Source organism: Micromonospora zingiberis (assembly GCF_004331455.1).
GTDB lineage: Bacteria > Actinomycetota > Actinomycetes > Mycobacteriales > Micromonosporaceae > Micromonospora > Micromonospora zingiberis.
Genome location: NZ_SJJR01000022.1, coordinates 1 through 21108, shown reverse-complemented (window position 1 = coordinate 21108; position 21108 = coordinate 1). Strand labels below are relative to the sequence as shown.

Annotated in this window: 21 protein-coding genes, 1 tRNA gene and 1 pseudogene; 11 read left to right on the top strand and 12 right to left on the bottom strand. The window is 67.4% G+C overall.

What is annotated here, in order from left to right; all coding sequences use genetic code 11:
• Positions 1-31: 31 nt before the first annotated feature.
• The gene (locus E0H26_RS24345) at positions 32-931 is read right to left on the bottom strand and encodes a helix-turn-helix transcriptional regulator (protein ID WP_131307626.1); all 900 of its coding nucleotides are present in this window, start codon (positions 929-931) and stop codon (positions 32-34) included.
• A gap of 217 nt (positions 932-1148) precedes the next feature.
• Here E0H26_RS24345 and E0H26_RS24340 point away from each other — a divergent pair, with 217 nt between their 5' ends.
• Positions 1149-1925: an SDR family oxidoreductase gene (locus tag E0H26_RS24340; RefSeq protein ID WP_131307624.1), complete on the top strand. Its 777-nt coding sequence runs from the start codon at positions 1149-1151 to the stop codon at positions 1923-1925.
• A 112-nt stretch (positions 1926-2037) separates the two neighbouring features.
• Here the strand turns inward: E0H26_RS24340 and E0H26_RS24335 are convergent, their stop codons facing one another.
• Complete coding sequence (locus E0H26_RS24335; protein WP_007457244.1) at positions 2038-2469, bottom strand: SsgA family sporulation/cell division regulator; 432 nt, start codon at positions 2467-2469, stop codon at positions 2038-2040.
• A gap of 500 nt (positions 2470-2969) precedes the next feature.
• Here E0H26_RS24335 and E0H26_RS24330 point away from each other — a divergent pair, with 500 nt between their 5' ends.
• Positions 2970-3446, top strand: a complete 477-nt coding sequence (locus tag E0H26_RS24330; RefSeq protein ID WP_240742342.1) for a TIGR02611 family protein — start codon at positions 2970-2972, stop codon at positions 3444-3446.
• Positions 3447-3496: 50 nt separating this feature from the next.
• Positions 3497-3568: transfer RNA gene (locus E0H26_RS24325), tRNA-Val, on the top strand.
• 62 nt (positions 3569-3630) lie between these two features.
• Here the strand turns inward: E0H26_RS24325 and E0H26_RS24320 are convergent.
• Genes E0H26_RS24320 through E0H26_RS24310 form a run of 3 tightly spaced genes read right to left on the bottom strand, consistent with a single transcriptional unit; the run spans position 3631 to position 6589 of the window.
• A complete protein-coding gene (locus E0H26_RS24320) occupies positions 3631-4851 on the bottom strand; it encodes a tyrosine-type recombinase/integrase (protein WP_131307622.1) in 1221 nt (406 codons plus the stop codon).
• Positions 4851-5048 (bottom strand): excisionase family DNA-binding protein, encoded by a 198-nt coding sequence (locus E0H26_RS30130; RefSeq protein WP_233220221.1) that lies wholly within the window; start codon positions 5046-5048, stop codon positions 4851-4853. The genes E0H26_RS24320 and E0H26_RS30130 overlap by 1 nt, the downstream gene beginning before the upstream one ends.
• The gene (locus tag E0H26_RS24310) at positions 5045-6589 is read right to left on the bottom strand and encodes a replication initiator (RefSeq protein WP_131307618.1); all 1545 of its coding nucleotides are present in this window, start codon (positions 6587-6589) and stop codon (positions 5045-5047) included. Before E0H26_RS24310 ends, E0H26_RS30130 begins: the two co-directional genes overlap by 4 nt.
• A gap of 1090 nt (positions 6590-7679) precedes the next feature.
• Here E0H26_RS24310 and E0H26_RS24305 point away from each other — a divergent pair.
• Complete coding sequence (locus E0H26_RS24305; protein ID WP_131307616.1) at positions 7680-8336, top strand: hypothetical protein; 657 nt, start codon at positions 7680-7682, stop codon at positions 8334-8336.
• Between the two features lie 422 nt (positions 8337-8758).
• Here E0H26_RS24305 and E0H26_RS24300 read toward each other — a convergent pair whose 3' ends face one another.
• Together E0H26_RS24300 and E0H26_RS24295 are read right to left on the bottom strand one after the other, a co-directional pair.
• Complete coding sequence (locus tag E0H26_RS24300; RefSeq protein WP_131307614.1) at positions 8759-9670, bottom strand: DUF4231 domain-containing protein; 912 nt, start codon at positions 9668-9670, stop codon at positions 8759-8761.
• A gap of 353 nt (positions 9671-10023) precedes the next feature.
• On the bottom strand, positions 10024-10263 hold the full coding sequence (locus tag E0H26_RS24295) for a winged helix-turn-helix domain-containing protein (RefSeq protein ID WP_131307612.1): 240 nt from the start codon (positions 10261-10263) through the stop codon (positions 10024-10026).
• 530 nt (positions 10264-10793) lie between these two features.
• On the opposite strand from E0H26_RS24295, the gene E0H26_RS24285 reads away from it, so the two are divergent.
• Positions 10794-11090, top strand: coding sequence for a hypothetical protein (locus tag E0H26_RS24285; protein WP_131307607.1), 297 nt, complete (start codon positions 10794-10796; stop codon positions 11088-11090).
• A 139-nt stretch (positions 11091-11229) separates the two neighbouring features.
• Here the strand turns inward: E0H26_RS24285 and E0H26_RS24280 are convergent, their stop codons facing one another.
• Positions 11230-12471 carry a tyrosine-type recombinase/integrase gene (locus E0H26_RS24280; protein WP_165521972.1) on the bottom strand — a complete coding sequence of 414 codons (1242 nt, stop codon included), beginning with the start codon at positions 12469-12471 and terminating at the stop codon, positions 11230-11232.
• 1135 nt (positions 12472-13606) lie between these two features.
• On the opposite strand from E0H26_RS24280, the gene E0H26_RS24270 reads away from it, so the two are divergent.
• Entirely contained in the window at positions 13607-14158 is a 552-nt protein-coding gene (locus tag E0H26_RS24270; protein WP_206025350.1) for a hypothetical protein, read from the top strand.
• 259 nt (positions 14159-14417) lie between these two features.
• On the opposite strand, the gene E0H26_RS24265 is transcribed toward E0H26_RS24270, so the two are convergent.
• On the bottom strand, positions 14418-14846 hold the full coding sequence (locus tag E0H26_RS24265) for a hypothetical protein (RefSeq protein ID WP_131307603.1): 429 nt from the start codon (positions 14844-14846) through the stop codon (positions 14418-14420).
• 604 nt (positions 14847-15450) lie between these two features.
• Between E0H26_RS24265 and E0H26_RS24260 the strand changes: the two genes are divergently transcribed.
• From E0H26_RS24260 to E0H26_RS24240, 4 genes and pseudogenes are all read left to right on the top strand, one after another.
• The gene (locus E0H26_RS24260) at positions 15451-15711 is read left to right on the top strand and encodes a hypothetical protein (RefSeq protein ID WP_131307601.1); all 261 of its coding nucleotides are present in this window, start codon (positions 15451-15453) and stop codon (positions 15709-15711) included.
• Between the two features lie 402 nt (positions 15712-16113).
• A complete protein-coding gene (locus E0H26_RS24255) occupies positions 16114-17325 on the top strand; it encodes a helix-turn-helix domain-containing protein (protein ID WP_131307599.1) in 1212 nt (403 codons plus the stop codon).
• A gap of 86 nt (positions 17326-17411) precedes the next feature.
• Positions 17412-17840 (top strand): annotated as a pseudogene (locus tag E0H26_RS30505) (hypothetical protein).
• On the top strand, positions 17837-18133 hold the full coding sequence (locus E0H26_RS24240) for a hypothetical protein (RefSeq protein WP_131307593.1): 297 nt from the start codon (positions 17837-17839) through the stop codon (positions 18131-18133). The pseudogene E0H26_RS30505 and the gene E0H26_RS24240 overlap by 4 nt, the downstream one beginning before the upstream one ends.
• 189 nt (positions 18134-18322) lie before the next feature.
• Here E0H26_RS24240 and E0H26_RS24235 read toward each other — a convergent pair whose 3' ends face one another.
• Complete coding sequence (locus tag E0H26_RS24235) at positions 18323-18919, bottom strand: GIY-YIG nuclease family protein (protein WP_131307591.1); 597 nt, start codon at positions 18917-18919, stop codon at positions 18323-18325.
• Between the two features lie 230 nt (positions 18920-19149).
• Positions 19150-19866, bottom strand: coding sequence for an SDR family NAD(P)-dependent oxidoreductase (locus E0H26_RS24230; RefSeq protein WP_131307589.1), 717 nt, complete (start codon positions 19864-19866; stop codon positions 19150-19152).
• Between the two features lie 182 nt (positions 19867-20048).
• On the opposite strand from E0H26_RS24230, the gene E0H26_RS24225 reads away from it, so the two are divergent.
• Positions 20049-20720 (top strand): TMEM175 family protein, encoded by a 672-nt coding sequence (locus E0H26_RS24225; protein ID WP_131307587.1) that lies wholly within the window; start codon positions 20049-20051, stop codon positions 20718-20720.
• 26 nt (positions 20721-20746) lie between these two features.
• On the opposite strand, the gene E0H26_RS24220 is transcribed toward E0H26_RS24225, so the two are convergent.
• Positions 20747-20971 (bottom strand): hypothetical protein, encoded by a 225-nt coding sequence (locus E0H26_RS24220; RefSeq protein ID WP_131307585.1) that lies wholly within the window; start codon positions 20969-20971, stop codon positions 20747-20749.
• Positions 20972-21108: the final 137 nt, after the last annotated feature.

The following is a 21108-nucleotide window of genomic DNA, read 5'->3' as shown; positions in this document are numbered from 1 at the left end:
CGTCCGGGCGCCGGGGCGAGCGTGCCAGCGGTCACGCGTGGTGGGCGGCGGTCCTCGCGTCCACGGGGGACCGGGGGCGGACGACGGGAGCCCGCCCGCGTTGGTCGCGGGCGGCCCGGAAGGCGCCGGGGCTGACACCGACCTCGCGGGTGAAGAACCGCCCGAAGTTGGTCGGCTCGGTGAAACCGAGCTGCCGGCCGATCCGGGCGACCGGCTCGTCGGTGGCGGCGAGCAGCCGGCTGGCCTGGAGGGCGACCCGCTCGTCGAGCACCTGTTTGGCGCTGCGCCCGGTCACCGCCAGGCAGGCCCGGGTCAGCGTACGCACCGAGCAGCCGAGCCGGTCGGCGTAGTCCTCGACCCGCCGGCTCTGCTGGTAGCCGAGTTCGACCTCGCGGCAGAACCGGCGGAAGGCGACCTCCTCCGGACGCGACGCCCGCCAGTTGCCCGACCGCAGCATGCTCAGCCGCAGCAGCAGCACGGTCAGTTGATGACGCAGCAGGCTACGGCCGCTCGGCGTGCCCCGGTGCCGACGGGAATCCACCGTCAACTGGCTGACCTCGTTGATGACCGCGTCCTCGTCCTCACCGGCGAGCTGGACCCAGGCCGGTACGTCGTCGGCGTCCACGTCCAGCCCGTGCAGCGCCTCCGGATGCCAGCGGACCACCGTGGCGTCCAGTTGGGGCAGGGCGCAGCGCAGCACCTGCCCCGGACGGATCCGGAGCAACGTGCCGGGCCGGCACGGCAGGGCACGGAAGTCCACCTCCGCGTAGCCGTGCCCGCCGGTGGTGAGCACGATCAGCTCGCGGTCCAGGAGCACCGGCCGTCGCCACGTCGCGTCAGGGGACAGCTCACACAGGGTGATCGTGCTGATCTCTCTGGAGCCGGCGGGGGCGGCGGGCGGGGCCGTGGCGAGGTGACCGGAAGGGACCATCACCTGCGACGTTAGCCAAGGAGGCGGCCGGGCGCATCCTCTGCGGCCGCGCGTTGAAACATCGTTGCCGAGCGGCAACGATCGCCGCCGCCGCCGGTTCGGGGTTGTCGGCGCCCGGTGGGGCGATTAGGTTACCGATCGGTAGCGACGGTGGTCGCCGCGACGCCCGGGGCCGGCGGCCTCCGGCCGGATGCACCGGCGTACGAGAGGATGGCGCATGACCGACCTGTTCTCGGTCTACGGCAAGAAGGTCCTGGTCACCGGCGGATCGCGGGGGATCGGGCTGATGATCGCCCGAGGCTTCGTCGCGGCCGGCGCACACGTGATCATCTCGTCCCGCCGGGCCGACGTCTGCGCGGCGGTGGTCGAGGAACTCTCCGCGCAGGGCAGCTGCGAGGCGATCCCCGCCGACCTGAGCCGGGACGAGGGGGCGCAGGCGCTCGCCGACGCCGTGCGGGATCGGGTCGACAAGCTCGACGTCCTGGTCAACAACGCCGGCGCGACCTGGGGTGCGCCGCTGGAGGAGTACCCGGAGAGCGCGTTCGACAAGCTCTGGGCGATCAACGTCAAGGCGGTGTTCCGGCTGACCACCGCGCTGCTGCCGGCCCTGCGCGCCGCCGCCACCGACGACGACCCGGCGCGGGTGATCAACATCGGCTCGATCGACGGCCTGCGGGTGCCGTTCATGGAGGTCTACGCCTACTCGGCGACGAAAGCGGCAGTCCACATGCTGACCCGCAGCCTGGCCCACCAACTGGCCGGCGAGCGGATCACCGTCAACGCGATCGCGCCCGGCCCGTTCGAGAGCAAGATGATGGCGTTCGCGCTGGACGACCCGGCCTCCCGAGCCGCCATCGAGGCGCAGGTGCCACTGGGACGAATCGGCCGACCGGAGGACATGGCGGGCACCGCGATCTACCTGTCGTCGCGGGCCGGTGCCTACCTCACGGGTGCGGTGATCCCGGTCGACGGCGGCATCAGCACCCATGGCTGAGTGGGGCGACCCGGGTCGCGTGGCCGACGGCGGGAGGCTGCCCGCGTACCGCCGGACATGCTGGGGCCGCGCGGCCCCGGCAGGATCCGCGCGGCCCCGGCTTGCGTCGTGGTCAGCGGCCGGCGAGCAGCCGGTTGACCGCCGTGTCGACGTCCAGGTGCTCGGCCTCGCGACCGCGCGGAACGACGACGTAGGTGCGCCGCAGGAACCGCACCAGCACGCTGCGCGGTACCTCGAACAGGGCGTTGCCGTCCGGCGACGACAGCGCCAGCGCGACGAAGTCGCCGCGCGGGGTGGCCCACGGCCAGACCCGGACATCGCCGATGCCGGCCGGCTCGTCGAGCCCGGTGACCAGCAACTCGCGGGCGAACGACCAGCTCACCGCCTCGCCACCGGCCGATTCGGCGTGGAACAGGACATGGACCGCATACGGGTCAGCAGGGTCGTAGCGCAGACTGGCACGCACCGGCAAGGCGGTGGCGTCAGGCGCGACTAGCCTTAGCGACGTCTCGACCTCAACGGTCGTCGGTCGGATGACACTCATGGACGTTCTCCCCCCGGCACCGCGTGCGGAACGCGCGTGTCCCGCTTTTCCCATACTCAGCCGCTACTCCTGGCTACGCTCCGCCATACGCTGACTTCACCCAGTGGTGGGAAGGGGGTCGGAAATGCCGCATGAACGTGAAAATTCATCTAGGATTTCCGGTTCTGCCCAGTGCGTAGATCCCGCCCGGCATCGGGTGGTTCAGTCGTCGACTTACTCCGGTAACGTCCAGTCGGCCGTTGCAGTGACGGGCCCGCGCAACACTGGGGGATGAGAAATGGTCGCTGAGCGATCCTCAGTGGATCCCATCGCGCCGCAGGGCCGTCGATCGTCGCGGTCCGCGTGACCGAACAGCGGGGGTACGGGTGCCAAAGAAACAAGGGGACCGGCGTGGCCGGTCGGTGGTCGAACGCGGCTCGACGGACAACGAGCGGATCGGCCGCAACGGACGCAGCTACGCCAACGGGCATGGTCCCGCCCGACGGGGTAACTCTCACCTCATGCAGGGTGACCGACCGGAGCCGGACCAGGCCGCGAAGAGCGACGGGGGTGGTCGCACCGTGTCCGGACGACGCCAACCACCCCGCTGGCGGCGGCGGATATCCACCACCCTCGCGCTGATCCGCGCCAACCCCACCGGTCGCCTCGCCCTCAAGGTCATCATCGGGGTGCTCGGCGCCATCGTCGTCTCCGTCGGCATCGTGCTCATCCCGCTACCCGGCCCCGGCTGGCTCATCGTGATCGCCGGCCTCGGCATCTGGGCCGTCGAATTCCACTGGGCCAAACGACTACTCGGCTTCACCCGCCGCCACGTCCAAGGCTGGGCCAACTGGGTGAAACGACAGTCACTCGCCGTACGCTTCGTGATCGGCGCCGTCGGCATCGTCTTCGTCGGCGCCGTGGCCCTACTCTCGATCAAGTACAGCCTCGGCATCGACGTGATCGCCCAGGTCCTGCACTACCTCGCGACCCACTGACCCCGGGTTCGCGGTCCGGTCCCACGATCGGGTAGAGTCATCCGCGCTGAGGGCGATTAGCTCAGCGGGAGAGCGCTTCGTTCACACCGAAGAGGTCACTGGTTCGATCCCAGTATCGCCCACGCAGCTCAGGCCACTTCCCGGCTTCGGGAGGTGGCCTTTCTGCTGCCCGTACAGCAGTTCGTCATCGCGTCAGGGATTCGCCGAGGCGCTTGAGCGCGTCCCGGGTCGCCTGCGAGGACACCTGCGTGTAGACCTCCATCGTCACGGAGAAGCGGGCGTGCCGGAGGATCTGCATGGCGACTCGCGGGTGCACGTCGAGGTCGGCCAGGAGGGTGGCGCAGGTCCGCCGCGCGTCGTGGACCGTGATCGGCTTCGTTGCCGCCTTGTCGCAGCGGGTCTGCCAGGAGCGCTGGAAGTTGCGCGGCTCGATGGGCGTGCCGTAGCGGGTGGTGAACACCAGGTCGTTGTCGTGCCACGCCTTACCGGCGGCTGCCCGTGCCTCGTCGCGCTGCTCGTTCCTCAGCTTGAGTGCGGCCAGGCAGACGTCGGGCAGCGGGAGGGTGGCGTCGGACGCCGGGGTCTTGGTGTCGCGGTGCAGGAGCTTTCCGCGTGCGCGTTGCAGTTGTCGCCCGATGGTCAGCTCCCCGGCGTCGAGGTCGACGTCTGCCCAGGTGAGGCCGAGGGCTTCGCCTTTGCGTAGGCCGGTGACGAGGACCAGGGCGTACGCGGCGTAGATCGGATCGGCGTCGGCACGGGCGGATTCGAGGAACCTCCGTGCCTCTTCGCTGGACCAGGACTTGCCGCGTCGACGGCGGACGGTGGCGAGGGTGACCGGCACGGCCGGGTTGCGGGTGATGAGGTCTTCGGCCTGGGCGTGGGTGAGGGCGGCGCGCAGTGCGGCCCGGATGTCGCTGACCGTGCGCGTCGACGGGACCGCCTGGCAGCACCGGCCGACCGCGCAGCAGCGCCGCTTCTCCTGACGGCGGGCGGCGTCCTTGCCCTGGGCGCAGCACTGACAGGTGCGGGCCACCTGGTTCAGCCAGGTCTGCACGTCCCGCGCCTGGAGCCGGTCGAGTCGCTTGGACCCGAGGCCGGGGGAGAGGTAACGCCGGACGAACGTCTCGTAGGTGGCGAAGGTGAGCGGTGCCCGGTTCGGCTCGATGATCTCGGTCAGCCAGTAGGCGAGGAAGCTGCCCACGGTCGGCACACTGGTCGCCACCGGTCCGGCCTTGGCCTGCTGGTGCAGTTTGATCCACTTGTCGTGGACGGCGTCGCGGGTCTTGCCGTAGACGTACTTGCGGGTGCGTTTCCCGTCCGGCTTGGTGACCCAGACGTACGCGGCGAAGCCGTTGCGGTAGGGGAAGATCGAGCCTTCGCCGTTGGCGCGGGCACGGGCGGGCATCAGGCGGCCTCCTGCCGGTCGATCTGGTCGCGGATGTAGTCGTCGACCCATTCGGGGAGGATGCGGCGGTACTTGCCGTCCTTGATGGAGCGCAGTTCGCCGGTGGCGATCTTCATCTTGACCTTGGAGATGCCGAAGCCGAGCAGCACGGCGACCTCGGCAGGGGAGTACCACCGTGGGGTGAGGGGTCGGGTCACGCCGCCACCCCCGACCACATCTCGTGGGCGAGTTCTTCCCGGCCGACGCGGCTGCGCTCGCGGTGCTGGGCGGCGGCGGTGTTGGCGAGCAGCGCGTCCCCGTCGGTGAGCCATCCGGAGCCGACGAAGGCCAGGGTGCCGACGCTGACGGAGCCGTCGTCGGCGCGGCGGTAGGTGGCGCGGGTGTCGCGGAGCAGCCCGAAGGTGACCGAGTATCGGCGGGCCTTGGTGAGGAAGTGCCCGCCGTAGCCGAGCATGTGCGCCCACCGTCGCAGCCCGGCGTAGACGTCGGGTGTGGTGTCAAGGTCGCCTTGACGGTCGTCGGCCTGGGCGGCGGTGTCGCTGGTGCGGTGCCGGGTGGGGCGGCCGAGTCGCCAGCAGGCGTCGATGAGCCGGGCCAGGTGGTCGCCCTCCGGGTCAGCGTAGGCGTCGACGGTGCCCGACGTGAGTCGGGTGGAGCAGTGGCCGGTGACCTCGGTGGCCTTGGTGGCGTACTTGGCCAGGTAGGCGGCCACCCTGGCGTCGGTCACGTCCCCGTCGCCGGTGCCGATGCGGCGAACGTCGACCTGCTCACCCCAGACGATCGACCAACCCTGCGGCCGGTCCGGATGCGGCGGAGTGGCGAAGACGATCTGTCGGGCGGCGGCGTGCACGGCGGCGTCGAGGTCGTCCACGGTGATCCCGACCGGTGGCGGGACCAGGGCGTGCCGGTCACCGGGCTCGACCCCGTCGAGACGCAGCAGGACGTGAAAGTGCACCGCGCCCCGGCGCTGCATCTCGGCGACCTTCCCGTGTGACACCCGCACCGGCGGCACCCGCCGAACCCGGCCCGAGTCGGTGACGACCTCAACCCTCGGGATGCCGCGCCGGCGGCAGAGGGCGGCAAGGTACCGCTCGACGGCCTGCTTGGTGCGCCGCCACAGCTCACCGGCGAAGACGTTCCAGACGACCTGGTGATCGTGGTCGTAGCAGTCCAGGCAGAGCGGCCGACCGAGCTGCGGATCGGCACCGTCGTGACGAGCGAAGCAGGCCCCGGGCCGCCCGTGCGGGCAGGTGACGGCGTCACGGCGGGCGTGGCAGGGGGCCGGTCGGCAGTCGCAGCGCCGCCGGTCGGTGCAGGTGTGTCGGGGTACGTGCCGGTGGTGGACCGGGCCGAACGACGGCGCGGTGAAGGTGGCGAACACGACCGGATGCCGAGCCACCGTGGCGGGGACGGTCTTGCCGCCGGTCAGGCCACAGCGGACGACCTGGAAGGCGTCACCGGCGTAGACCCAGGAGCAGTCCGGGCACTGGGCGGCTCGCCGGTTGCCGCACGCCTTGTAGAGCACCCGATCGGGCAACTCGTCGGTGTGCTGCTCGCCCAGGACCCGCCCGGTGTCCCGGTCGACGGCGGTCATGATGCCGGTCAGCCGGACAGGACGGGCACAACCCCCGGCGGTCCGGGTGTGCTCCAACCAGCCGAAGTAGTCGGGGGTGGCGGCCCGGTGCAGGGCCTGGGCGGTACGACCGGCGGCGACGCCGGGACGGTGCAGGGTGGACACGGTCTCTCCTCAGGGCGGGTGGCAGGGACGGGCGACGAACTGCCACCGGTCGCGAACGCTGTCCGTCGGTGGTGTTCGTGGTGTCTTCTGGCACCGCCGTGGAGGGCGGCTGACGCCGGAGGGCGGGTCTGGCTGACCGCCGTTGAGGTGTGGTCCTTCCGGTTGCCGTGCTGGGTGGGGCCGGGACGGGTGGGGTGCCTGGAGGTCGGCATCCGGCGGGTTGCCGCAGGCGAGCCCCACCCGTCGAGGAGAGCGAATCCGGGCCATCGTGACGGCGTAAAGACCGTGCTGGGCCACTCAGCGGATTCCGGGCCGACATCGCGGCCAAGGTGATCGAGAACCGGCGGGATCTGGCCCGCATCAGCGGCAGGAAGGCCGCTCAGCATCTCCGTGGTCGAGCCCAGCGATCCGGCAGGAAGGGCGCACTGGCGTGCTCGACGACCGCCAGAGTAGCACCGGGTACCGACTCGTCAACCCGTCGTGAACCTCGGTGCCGAGCGGGGCCGGACCGGCTACCGGCCAATGTGGGAGAACTTTCTGTACGTCTATCAAGGCGGCCCTTGACGGGCCGCACGCGCCGCCGCCTGGGCGCGCGTCCGTCGCTCCGCTGGCGCTCCGACTCCGGCCACGCAACACGCCCGGCGGCTGGCGCGGAGAGCGGGAAGCCCGGTGGGCCGCCGCATGACGACAGGCCGTGGTACGTGGGGCTGGTGGGCCGGCAGCCGGCCGGGCCGCGCGGACGAGCCGCGCGGCGTAGGGGAGCGCACGCCGGCCGCATCGGCGAGCTGGCGGCGGTCGCGCGGTTGCGGCTACTGCGCCTCCGGCGGGGGCGCTCCGGCTCCAGGATGGCCGGGGCTCCGTCGTCGGGTCACGGTACGTAGGTGGTTGCGGTAGGCCATCCCGGCAGCCGACGACCCGGGCGAGCCGAGCAGACCACCGCCCGACCCGCCAGCGTCCGAACCTGCGTCAAGGCCGTCTTGACGTGGCGTGCCGGGCGGCGGCCCGCTCCCCAGGAGGGCGGGTCGACGGCAGACGGGATGGCAGATTTTGGGCGCAGGTGAAGATGCGTGCTGCGGCTAAGTTGTCGGGCATGGATGGCAACATCGGGCCTGTCGTGCTCGGGGCGGCCCTAACGCTCCTTGGGACTCTCGCAGTACAGGCTGTAATCGTTCCTTGGGCGCAGGCTAGAACCAGGCGTAGGGAGCGTTGGGAGGAAGATATTCGAGAATTTGCCGACACCTTGGAGGTTAATCTTCCTCGTCTGATGCTCGATTACCGCACTGAGGCTCGGGGGCGTCTGACAATGAGAGCATGGCAAAGGGACCCCACTTTCCGGGCAGATGACGGCTTCGACAAAATGTTGAAGCTGACGCGAGAAGACGTGTGGAAGGCGGAGGACCTGCTGCAAATTGAGATGCACCGCATTTCACTCCTGCCTACTCGGCTCCGTCGCCTGAACAGAAATTCACCCTACTGGGATGCTGTGGCGAAGGCTGAGCAGGATTTTTCGGTTGCCTACGTGCTTGCAAATGTGCCGGTATCGATAGACGAGGACATGGAGCCGGATGACTGGGATAAGTTGTGGGACGCAACTGAAAAAGCTCACGAAAAGTTGACATCGCTCATTTCGCCGATGGCGACCGCGATGAAGCCTCCGAAGCGTTCCTTGTTTAGGAGAGTGATGCGCAGGATCTCGAAAAAAGCAGCAGCTAAGGAGAGGTCGCTCATCCGCGTCCAAACCGAGTAGGTTACGTGATGTAAGTACCGTCCGGACCAAACGAGGAGTCCGAGCGCTCTCGGGCCGGGCCAGGCCGTCGTCAGCCCGTAGAACGTCGACCAGCAGTACCCAACGGTAACGGTCGATGCTTGGTGTTCGCGTCGCTCAACAGGGAATGGGTGTCCTTTGCCCGATTGGCCTGGCACCCGGCGACAGTTCAACGCCAAGTGACGACCAAGGCTCGGGTGCCCGTCGGTGGATGACGAACTGGGTGACGACGGATGCGAGCAGAGGCGGACGTCCGTGGACCCTGGCGGACTGTTCGGTCAGCTCGGCCCTGCTAGCCGTGCAGGTTATCGACGGATGGTGGTTCCTTCGGGACGAATAAGTCAGCTCGCCGGACACCAGGTGAGGCCATCATTGATAGGGTCATCCGGATGAATTTGTGGACCTCAGCTTCGTTTCGGGATCTGATCGGTCGCGGGAGTCGATATATGAGCGCCAAAAGACTGCTGCACAACGTCAAGTCGCTCGTTATCGTTCTTCTCCCTGATTTCCTCTATGCGCTGCACCAGAAGAGTATAATTGTTCCCACTTGCATAGTCCCCGACGCTCGTCCTGTACATGCGGAATTCGCGGCTCAGGCTCGATACCCGCCGAGTGTCTAGGACTGCACGCTCGTTTAGCCGCGTTAGTTGAATAGCTCCCTCTGACAGGAAGGCGACAGTTCCCACGCCGGCTGTTATCCACGTCGCAGCGTTGAGCAGGGCTACTGCGGGCGTTACAGCGGATGCGGCAAGCGCCGCGAAGCGTAAGGTGCGGTAGATGACAAGCCGCCTGCGCGCCGCCTTGGCTACAGCGGTGATTTCGTTTTCAAGCTCCGACAGGTATTCGCTGATCTCATCCGGAGTTCCGCTCTGTTCGGCAGATGCGGCGGCCGAGGTGGCCCGCGTCGCCCCTACGACCACCTGGCCGCCTGCAATGTACGTGTAGTCCCGGCCGCTCTGAAAGATGTTGGTTTGAATCGGTATGTTTTTTTCGTCCCGAGTAGCCTCGGCAAATCGCTCGTAGGCCTCCCGCCACTCTTCAAGATCCAGGCTTCCTTGCGTAGCGGGGTCGACTTTGTGTATTTCCTCAAGAATGAACTGCATAAGCTCCCAGGGGACTGTTTTTCTGGCAGCAAGGATGTCGGAGACCTGGCTTTTCAGAACAGTTATCCCGTTTTCCCTAGCTGCTGAAGTAAGGTATTCGACTGTTGCATTGCCGTGCTTGCGCCTAAAATCCGCTATTTTCGACGCGAAAGCGTGACGCGCTTGGTTGCGGCTGGCTTGAAGTTCTGCCAGATGGCGGGCTTCTCCTGACATGGCCCCGAGATTAGCGTTCAAGGACGATTAGAGATAGATGCGTGACGGCATTCAACACTCGCCTGGGACGAGCAGAGGCGGACCTCTGGCACCGCCTCTGGGCCATCTGGCCGTCAGCATGCACTTAAGGACTGCGGCGGCCGGGAGCGAGACGGCACGCTCACGTATCCGGGTTGTGGCGAGAGGTGGCTGTTGACAGCAACGGTGACAGCAACGAGCAGGGACACGGACAGCCGCAGGCAGCCGGGCAGGGACAGGCGGCCGAGGTCCGGAACGGGCATGGATCCAGCCAGACAAAGCGCCTAGAACTTACAAGCGAGGGATCCATGCCGAGCAGGTTGGGTGTAGGAGCCTCACTCGGCGACGAAGACGCCGACCCCTGGCAGCGTCTCGGTCATTCCCTTGATCCGTAGTACCTGCATGGCGCGATCGATCACCGGCTCGGTGACCTCGTAGTGCTCGATCAGCTCTCGCCGGCTGGGCAGCTTGGAGCCCGGTGGGAACTCGCCGGATGCGATGCGTCCAGCGAGGTCGTCGGCGATCTGCTCGTAGCGGTAACGCGGTGGCACGTGGTTCTCCTCGGTTGGCAACACGAGTAGACCACCTACGTCAGCCCTTGACTACCCAACGCTACCCGTGGGAGGTTGGCGGGGAAGTCGATTCCCTCGGTTGGCGCTGTTGGGCCGTCCTCGCCGACGTGGATGTCCGGCGCATTCCCCCGCGCTTGGGCATCCACGTCTTCAAGTAGCTGCGGCACAAGGAGGCGGCAGTGCTCCCTTCGACATGGCCGGAGGAACGCTTGTGGACCGGGCGCGCAACGAGCCAGTCAATCGGGTCTCCTACGACGAGTACGTCCTAGCCGTTGCGCTGACCCTCGCCCGCCGACATCGGCCAGTGTGGTCCTGGCAGCACTGGCGGCGCATCTGTCAGTGCGGAGCCGACCTGCCGTGCCGTGCCCGGCACCGAATACCGATCAATCGTGGGCACTGGCCGCAGGCGGGTGAGCAATGAGCGGCGGATCGGAGTGGGTGATCCTCGCGGCGCATGTTCAAGGGCTCGCCGGCTTGTGTGTCGGTTGCCGGGTGGCTCACGCGAGCGTTGTCCGATTTCTGGGCGGTGCGCGATGACCACCCACGGCCCGGTCATGCCGATCTGGAGCTGCGGGGGCTGTGACCTGCCGTGGCCGTGTCCGACGCGGCGGCGGGAGCTGCGTGCGGAGTACGCGGACGCGCCGGTGTCGCTGGCTCTCTACCTCGGGGCCTACCTCATTCAGGCTGCCGAGGACATGCCCTGGGCACCAGCCGGCACCCTGCACCGCCGCTTCATCGGCTGGACCCGGCAGCCGTCAGAAGTACAGCAGCGAAGTACAGCAACCGTGCCATCCGCACCCGACCGGGACGAGCGCCACCAGGCCGGATGACCTCGCACGACACCTGTTCCGACCGGCCTGCCGTGAGTTCACACCGAAGAGGTCACTGGTTCGATCCCAGTATCGCCCACCATCGAAACAGCAAAGAAGAGGCACCCTCAAGCGAGGGTGCCTCTTGCTGATTGCATCGCTAGTCGTCGTTGGAAGTCAGCGGATCGTCAGCGAACGCGTCGCGGATGCGTTGATCTCGCCCGTCCGACCGGTGGGTGTAGAGGTTGAGCGTGGTCGACGGCTTCTCATGGCCCATCACCGCCTGGACGTCGTTGACCGGGACGCCACGCGACACCAGCTCGGTCGCGTACGAGTGCCGTAGGTCATGGAAACGCAGCCCGCCCGGCGCCATCTTCGCGATGTGCGCGACCGCCTCCCGTTCCGTGGTGAACTCGGCGGACCACGTGACGCCTTCCAGGTCGACCCAGGCAGCCCGCCACTTGAAGTGGCCCAGCCGGCTAACGTCCCCGAGTAGCCCGGCGCGCACCAGCGAGGGCCGCCAGACGCGAGCGCGGAACAGCGTCCGGCGCAGTGGGCCGGCGGACGAGTTGGTGAACACGTCCCCGCGTGGGCCAGCCGGGAACGCCTCGTGATGGGCCGCCAGCAGTTCGACCGCGAAGTCGGGAACCGGAACGATGCGCCGGCCCGCCCGTGACTTCGGATAGGGCTTGATCGTGACCGTGCCCGCAACCTCGATGGCGACCCGGACCACTTGAACCGTCTTCGCGTCCAAGTCGAGCGCTTCCCAGCGGAGCCCGGTGCACTCGCCCCACCGCAGACCAGTGCCGCCCGCGAGCGCGACCAGGGCGCGGTATCGATCCGGAACTGCGGGCAGGAGCCTGCCGACCAGATCAGCGCGGGTCAGGACGTGCCCATCGGTGGCCTTCTTCCGCCGTGAGGGAACCTTCACGCCCTCGCACGGGTTGGCGCCGATCAGCCGATCACGGACGGCAGCGCGAAGGACCGAGGAGAGCAAGCGGAAGCACTCCGCAACAGTGGCGGGCGACCGTCGGCCGCTCAGTTCGGTCACCCAGGATTGAACCGCCAGATGATCGATCCGGAACAGCGGCACATCCGACCAGCGCGGAAGCACGTGCGTCCGAAGGATCGAGGCGTCCCGTGCCCTCGTGGTCAGTTCGTCGTTGCGCGACTCCCTCCACCGCTCGGCGTACTTCCCGAACAGCAGCCGACCGGCGTGCGGGTCAACGTATCCACCACGACTGATAGCGGATTCCGTCTCGGCCAGGAAAGAGGCCGCACGGGTGACACGACCGCACGTCTGCGGGCATGGGACGACACCGAACCACTGGCCCAGCGTGATCTCTTTCTGAACACCGCCGAGATATCCCCGCCCGCAGCGGCTGAGGTGATTCACCGCCACGTCTTGGGCGATGCACGTCCGGTGGCGTCCACGAGTTGACGCCGGTTGCGGTGACGGGTATCGAGTGGTGGAAGAGGCGGTAGGCGGGCCGGCAGGTAGCTGGCGGCAGAGCACTCGGACTCAGCGGAAGACGACCCCAGGGAACGACAGCGCGCGGGTCCGGGCAGGCAGCTCGTATCCGACGACGCCGCTACGGGTCGCGGATTGCTCGGTCCGTTGGGATGCACGGGCGCCGGTTTGTCAGGTGGTGTCGTGATTGGCCTTGGTCGGCTCGTAGCTTCCTGTGATCTGTTGCCGAATTGGCCTGTACTAGATCAAGCGCGCTCCGCGCGGCGCGGGCCGGGCGCGGTAACCGGCTCCTGACGGAGCCGCCGCCCCGCCCGCCTTCGGCGGCGGGGCGGAAAGTCAGCCGGCCCGAAAGCCACGCCCGCCCCGCGCGTCACTCCCTGGGTCAGCAAGGTGACCCGGTGACGAGTGCCGGAGGTCGACCGGGACCAGGACGACAACGTCCTCTCTCCCGTCACGCATTCAGTCTCAGAACGGGAACCGCATAGACCGGTCGACGGCGAGGGCCGAGCGAGTTGCCGAACGGAATCACGCCGACCGCCCACAGAATCCGAGGTTGGGAAGAGGTAGAGGTGAGAGAGGGCGGAGGACGAGGCGTGGGTTGGGGTGATCCGGCGAGAGCCAGACGACTCAGGACGCAGTTGCCGAACGGTTGCGGAAGGGTTGACCGGCAAGCCCCGAGCATGGGGGCGATGGCCGTCGAACGTGCGCGTGTCGCCCAGGAGCCGGCGCCGGAGCCGTGCGGGTCAGTTCAACTGCTCGCCTGGGAGGGGGAGGGGTGACCGTTGGTGGCCGCCTTCGCCGCCAGGGGCCGGGTTGGTGTCGGGCGAGGTTGGGTCAACTGCGCCGCTGTGGCGGTGTCCGCCGGGGCGAGGTCCGCAACACGAAAGCCGACTAGTCGATCTGTCCGAGTTGCCGAACGGTTGCGGTCGTGGGGGGTGATGGTTGCCGGATTTCATCCCGTCCACCGCCGACCCAGGCAAGCCGAGCAGGCCAGGGCCAGGGTTTGTCGGTCGACGGCACGCGGAGGGGCAGTTGATCGTTGCAGTGAGCTGCAACCATGCAGGACATGGCGTGGGAATGGGCGGTTTCGGTGATTGGAACGGTGATGACCGGAGCTGTAGGGATCGTCGGTACGGTAAGCGCCACTAGAGCGGGGCAGCGGCAAGAACGAGCCGCAGAAAGGCAAGCCAGTATCCACCGCTCTGACAGTGTACGGGACAGGATACGAGAAGAACGCAAGGCGCTCTATGTTCGCTTCCTGGACGTCACGGCCCGAGCATCCGACGCTGCTCAGCGACTTATCGCCGCACCTGATCCGCAAAGCCGATTGAAAGCTGAAGAGGAGGCCGATCTATTCCTGCACGAGTCCGAAGTGGTCGGTCACGAGATGAGTATAACTGCAAGCGAAGAAGTCATCACAGAGTGTGCAATATTTGAAAGTGTGCTGTTACGTTTTCGGATTGCGATGGCCTCGATTAAGTCGCAGGGTGAATTACGGCAGCGCGACGTCGAGGAAGTCATGGAGGTCACCGCCAACTTGGCTCATTCCCGGCTGCGTCTACTGAAGGCGATGCGGGCGGACCTTCAGTTCATGCCAGAACGCGATCATGACAGGTGATGGATGGCTGTACAGCCATCCATCGCAGCCAAGCCAATCGACGGACCCGGTCCGAGAACGACGACGGGCGACACGGCGAGCAGGTCAGCTCCGGGTCAGGAGGTGGCTGTCCAGCCCTTCGCGCAGCAGACGCTGCCGCGATGGACGCGGCCACTTGTCTACGGTGGGCGAGGCAGCGAGCATCGAAAATGGCCGACGTGGGAAGGTGGCGTGCAGAATGAGTCCACTCTCAACCCAATAAAGGAAGCTGCGGAGCGAGTCAGCTCTCAGCCTGGAGTAAGTTCCTCTGGGCATTTCTCCATTCTCTCAGCTTATTATCATCTGTCGATCGGTGGCGCACCACCAGGCGCCAGGCAGTGTCGACAAGGTCTTGGGTAAAGGACGATCCCATGTAGCTCTTCTCCGCGCCGGTCGCGAATAGCTCACGGCCAACTTCCTCATTGACCGAGTCCCGGTTTCCTCCGAAGAAAATCATGAGGTACTTGCAGAGGTAGGAGATGCTGTAGCCACCAGGGCCGTCAGGGGTGACACTGCTCCGGAATCTGGCGATGTGGCCCATTTTCTCATAAACATACTGAAGTGAAGCGTCGTTGCAATTGGCAATGCCCTGCCAGAAGAGCCTATTTTCCGGCCCAGGTAGCATTGCTAGGAGACGGTAGAGATGAGCGTGGTCAGCATCCTGGGGCATGAAGTCAAGATTAGGGCATGAAGCAACGACCGTCAGGTCGCAACGCGGATGGCCCGCCGCTGGACCTAGCCGGCTGGATCGGACGAGGCCAGGACGGTACGTCAGCAAGAAATCAGCAGCAGGTTCGAACTCCTTCAGCTAGGAGCGGTCCCTGTTGGTAGCCAGTCCTCACGCAACGACGTCAGACAGCACTGATTGAAGCTAGGCAGTCGGCGAGTTCAACATTCACACCGAAGAGGTCACTGGTTCGATCCCAGTATCGCCCACGCAGCTCAGGCCACTTCCCGGCTTCGGGAGGTGGCCTTTCTGCTGCCCGTACAGCAGCGAAGTACAGCAGTTCGTCATCGCGTCAGGGATTCGCCGAGGCGCTTGAGCGCGTCTCTCGTCGCCCGACACGTGCCCGAGCTAGCGGTCAACACCGGCCAACAGCGGCATCCGGCCCGTCACAAATCTCACCGCTCTGCCTGCCGCGATCAGTCTCACGGCTGCTCACCGGGTAGCCGAGCTGGTGGCCTCAGACCGACGCCAGGCACCTTCCAAACTGACGGTCCCACCTGCGGAGAGCGGATACCGGCCCACGTCCTACGCCGCTACCGTCTATGGCGTGGAGGAGGACACCACAGGCATAGCCTGGCGGGCTCGCATACGAGCGGGGGGCTCGATCGAGCGCGACCGCGAAGCGCTCGCGCGCCTGGTCGACGAGGACCAGGACCCGGCCGAGGTTTCCTACTACGAGGCGGCCAGCGATCCAGACGCGCGGGCGATGAATCGGGCGCAGCGTTCCTACGCCGGCCAGTACGAGCGCAGGCTTCGGCGGCTCTCCCGCCGGCGTGGGCACTCGACAAGACAGGACCTGGGTGACTAACCGAGCGACGACCGGCAAGCACACCGACGGACAACTACGGACACCCGTGGACCGTCTCCGCACCTCATGGCCCACGTCGATGCTGGTCCAGCGAACCCGGAAGTTCTTTCACACCGAAGCAGTCAGCCCTCTTGCTGTCGACAGCAACGGAGACAGCAACAGGGCTGGACAGTGAGAGCCGAACCCAGCCGGCGACAGACTAACGCCCGACGTCAGCGACGTGCGCGGACCACCCCAGACGAAGCGCCCAGAACTTACAAGCGAGTGGTCGAGGTGCCTGCCAGGACGCAGGGAGTCGCCGGCGTGTGAGGGGTTATGAGGCGGCCTGCGGGTCGGTAGCGTTGGGCGTGATTGCGGCTGTTGGGTCGGTGGTGCATCCCGCGCTACGCGAGGAGGTTCCGGGTGGATTCCTTGCCGGAGTTGACGTTCGGGCAGCGGTTGAAGGTCTACCGGGAGCGGTCCGGGAAGACCCGTGCGGTGCTCGGTGGGTTGGTGGGTCGTAGCGCCGAGTGGGTTAAGGCGGTGGAGACCGATCGGATACTGCCGCCGCGCATTCACATGCTGGATCGGATCGCGCGTGCCCTCAAGATCGATGTGTCGGCGTTGGCCGTGCAGCTGGGTGACCGGTCTGCTGTGGTCAACGGGCCGGAGCATCCGGCGCTGGCGTCGGTCCGGAATGCCGTGAACCGCGTCGCGCTTCCTGGTGACACCCCGGCGGAGTCGTTGCCCAGTCTGAGGGAGCGGCTTGCGGTGGCGTGGCGAGCGCGTCATCAGGCGTCTGATCACCGTACGGTGCTGGGCGGGTTGTTGCCGGGGTTGCTGCGTGACGGGCAGCGTGCCGTGTTGGCGTACGAGGGTGGCGAGCGGCGGCAGGCGCAGGCCCTGCTGGCGGAGATGCTCGGGCTGGCGCAGATGTTCATTGCCTACCAGCCCGCTGCCGAGTTGTTGTGGCGGGTGGCGGATCGGGCGATGGTGGCGGCGCAGGAGTCCGGTGATCCAGAGGCGATTGCCGGTGCGGGGTGGTTCCTGTGCCAGGTGCATCGGGACGCCGGGGACTGGGACACCGCGATGCTGGTGACGCTGGACGTGCTGTCCACTTTGGAGTCGCAGGCGGTCGACGGGAGTGCGAATCTGTTGGCGCTGTGGGGGGCGCTGAACTTCGAAGCCGCGTACACGGCTGCTCGTGCCGGTGAGGAGGGTCGGGCGTGGCGGTACTGGGATCGTGCGGACCGGGTCGCGCAGCGCCTGCCGCAGGGCTTCTACCAGCCGCAGACGTCGTTTTCCCGGGTCATCATGGGCGCTCATGCGGTGACCGTGGCGGTGGAGTTGCAGAAATCCGGCGAGGCGGTGCGGCAGGCCCGTCGCCATGGTGCGGCGGCGATCCCGTCGAGGCCACGTCGGGCACGCCACCTCATCGAGGTCGCTCGCGCGCACTACGGCAAGGACGACAAGGAAGCGGCCGTGGCGACGCTGCGGCAGGCGTACGAGTCGGCTCCGGAGACGATCCGATTCAACGGGTACGCCCGTCAGATCACCTTGGACCTGCTCGACGGGCCGCGTTCCACCCGAGATGACGCCCGTGACCTCGCGGCCAGGGTCGGACTCGTCTCATGATCGAGGGGTAGGAACCTTACCTGTTCCGCCTCGCAACTGACCGTAGCTTCTCGCTTACGAGATGCGGCGGGCGGTGCGAGTCACGCCTGGTCGCCGCGTCTCCCTCAACCAGAGGGCGAAGAGGCCGCCCTCGTGAGCGACGAGGGAGGGTAGGTGCGGCGCGTCTCGTACGACGAGTACCTCTCAGCCACCGCGTTGACCTTCGCCCGGCGGCATCGGCCGGTGTGGTCCTGGCAGCACTGGCGGCGTATCTGCGGCTGCGGAGCCGACCTGCCCTGCCAGGCCAGGCACCGCATTCCGATCAGCCGTGGTCACTGGCCCCAGGAGGGTGAGCAGTGACCGGCGGCCCGGAGCGGGTGATCCTCGCGGTTCATGTGCCAGGGCTCGACGGCTTGTGTGTCGGCTGCCGGGCGTGGTGGTCGCGGCTGGCTCCGTACCCGTGCTGGCAGGTGGAGTGGGCGACCAGCCGGCAGGCCCGCGCGAGCGTCGCCCGGTTCCTTGGCGGTGTGCGGTGACCAGCCATGGCCCGGTGCTGCCGATCTGGAGCTGCGGGGGCTGCGACCTGCCCTGGCCCTGCCAGACGCGGCGGCGGGAACTGCGCGCGGAGTACGCCGACGCGCCGGTGTCGCTGGCCCTCTACCTCGGCGCCTACCTCGTTGAGGCCGCCGAGGACATGCCCTGGGCGCCAGCCGGCGCACTGCACCGACGCTTTATCGGCTGGACGAGGGAGCCGCCGGAAGTACAGCAGCGGAGTACGGCAACCGTGCCACCCGCACCGGACCGGAACGAGCGCCACCAGCCCGGATGACCTCGTACGACCCCTGATCCGACCGGCCTGCCGAGAGTTCACACCGAAGAGGCCACTGGTTCGATCTCAGTATCGCCCACCGAGCGTCCCTGACCTGGGGAGACGTGAGCCCTTGGTTGGCAGTGCACGAACCGCCTCGCGCGCCCGCTGGGCCATAAGCACGCACCGGCACGTGTGTCGAGCAGACGGTTACGGCGTTTGCGTGGGCTCGTCCGGGCGGCTGCTGGCGTTGTATGAGTTCTTCGCGGCGACCACGGCCGCCTGGAGGTGCTCGGGGTCGACGCCGTGTACGTTGAGCGGCGGGTGCAAACGCCGGACAAGTTCGGCCTCGATGGTCGCCGGCTCCGCGTCCTCCGCCCACGTCAAACGCAGGTGCGCGGACATCCACGCGGTCAGCCGCGACTCGTCCTCAGGGACCAGGACGACACGATCGGTCCAGGTCGTCCGGTATCCCTCGGACACCAGAAGCCCGGCCAAGGTACGGCGCAGAGTCGAGCTGCCCGAACGCCTCAGATGGTTGCGCAGGATCCGGCCCCGCAGGCTGGTTGCCCGGCCGAGATACAGCAGCCGCAGCGATGGGACGCTTTCATTCGCTGGCCCGGGAAGGTCGGGAAGGATCGAAGGAGCAGCCCACCAGGCGTAGACACCGCTGCCACGGCTGAGCCGCTTGACGGCGACATCGACTTCGACCGGCGCGCCGCAGAGCAGTCGCAGGGCCTCTTCGATCCGGGCTCCGTCGGTGGGGGCGCCGTCGGGTCGGGTTTCGGGAATGGTCATCGAGATCATCCTAGGCGTCCCGACGGATCGTGGCCGGGGCTGCAAGGACGCGGATGCTCCACGCAAGGTTCGGCAGCGCCGCGATCAGCGGCTACGGATACTGACGGGCCGATCAGCAGACCGCGCACTGTCGGCGGCAGGTCCGCGTACCTGCTCTTCGTTCCGGTGCTGCCGGACCCAGCGCCTGTACCTGCGCCGGGGATCCTCGGTCGGCCCAGCCTGCTTGGCGCGGCAGGCTCTCAGGAGCGTGGATTCCGTACCTGCTCGAAGTGGAACTCGCGGATGAAGCAGTCTCGTGGCTGACCAACCGCAAAGAGCACGCAGTCGAGGACCGACTGCGCAGTGAGGTCACTGTCCGCCCGCCGCGGCCCGTTCTGTACGAAGTCCGGTGGAAACAGGGAGATCACTCGGATCCCCTCTGGCCGGAGCCGGTGCGACAGGATCTCCGCGAAACCGGCGTGAGCGTGCTTGGCCGCGTAGAACGCGGGATGCGCGCCCGAACGACGGTGCCCCACCTCGCCGCAGGCGGAGATCATGTTGACGACGTCGGGCCGCGACGATGCGCGCAGCAGCGGCAACAGATGTTTGGTCAGCAGCACGGTGCCGAGTCCGCTCGCAGCCATCACGCTTTCGATCGTGTCGTCCGAGGCGTCTGCCAGGTTGTCACCTTCGATGTATGTGGCGCCATTGTTGATCAGCACATCGAGGTGACTCGTCCGGTCGGCCACGGCCGCGGCGAACCCGCGCACCGAATCCGGTGCGGCGAGGTCGCAGCGAAACGCCTCAGCCCGACCCAACCCCCGCTGGCTGATCGCATCCGCAACCCGCCGGGCCGCCACCGGGTCGCGGGCCGCGAGGAAGATCTGTGCACCGCGTCGGGCGAACGCCTCGGCCAGAAGCCGGCCCGTGTCCCGGGCGGCGCCGGTAATGGCGACGCGCAAGCCGTCAAGATCCATGGCCGGCAGTCAAGCACCTGAACTTTGGTTGAGGTCAACAGGAATCTGGCAGGGTCGCGCATCCGCTCATCGGCCACCTGTTTCCTTGACCTCCCGCACACCCCACGCGTGTCCGCGATCCCGCCACCGCCAAGGCGAGGAAACGCGGAGCCGGAGGGTGTCCGATTCGCCACAATCAAGGCATGAACGAGGACGCTGGCTGCGCCGACCCACGGCAGGCTCCCGACCTCCGGCAACGGCGTCAGCGCAGCCTCCAACGGACCGCCGCGTTCACCGACGGAGGCGTGGCGATCGCGCTGACCCTGCTGGCGCTTCCCCTGGTCAACTTCGCCGACGCGAGCACGGCTCGGCAGTCCGTGGCCCAACTGTTCGCCGCGCACCTCGGAGACATCCTCTCCTTCGTGGTGTCATTCCTGGTCATCGCACTGTTCTGGCGGACCCACCGGCACCTCTACGAACAACTCGTCGACTACGACGAGACGCTCCTCCTGCTCAACACCGCATGGCTGATGGCGGTGGTCTTCCTGCCGTTTCCCACCGCGCGACTCTTCGTCGAGACACACCTGCGCACCGACTCGACGGTCCTCTACCTCAGCAACATGCTGCTCATCAGTCTTCTCGCGCTCACCCAGGCATGGTGGGTCGACCGCCACCCCGGCCTGCGCGCCCCGTCGAGTCAGACAGGCGCCCGGACGCTGGCTTCTCCGGTCGCGCTCTGCGTGACCTTCGCCGCCGCGACCCTGGCCGCGCTCGTCTCGCCGGCTGCCGGCCTCCTGGTGCTCATCGGCCTGCCGCTGGCGCAGGCCATCGCCGCCCGACTCACCAGAACGCCCTCGACCCGAGGCCGTGGGTAGGTCGACGCTAGCGATGCAGGGCGTACCTAAGTTTCGCTTCGACGGCTGGCACCGTCGCGCGGGCGCTTCGGCCAGATGCCCTGTACGCGGAAGACGTGGAAAGTCGCGGCCAGTGCGAGGTTGCAGGCGGCCGCGAGCGCAAAGAGCAGGGGAGGTGGCTCCCCGCCGAGGTGGATCCAGAGGCCAACGACGAGCCAGGCTGACGCGAAGGCGGCGAACAAGGCCCACCAGAGCACGTCCCGTCGCCGCATGGCAGCAGTGTAAGAGCGACCGGCAATAGGTGGGGCGTCTGGGCGGGTGGGACCCCGGGGTAGCAAGCAGGCACGGGTCCATTGATCATCGGAGTTCTCTACGCTTCGTGACCGATGGAGTCCCGTGCCTGCGCTGC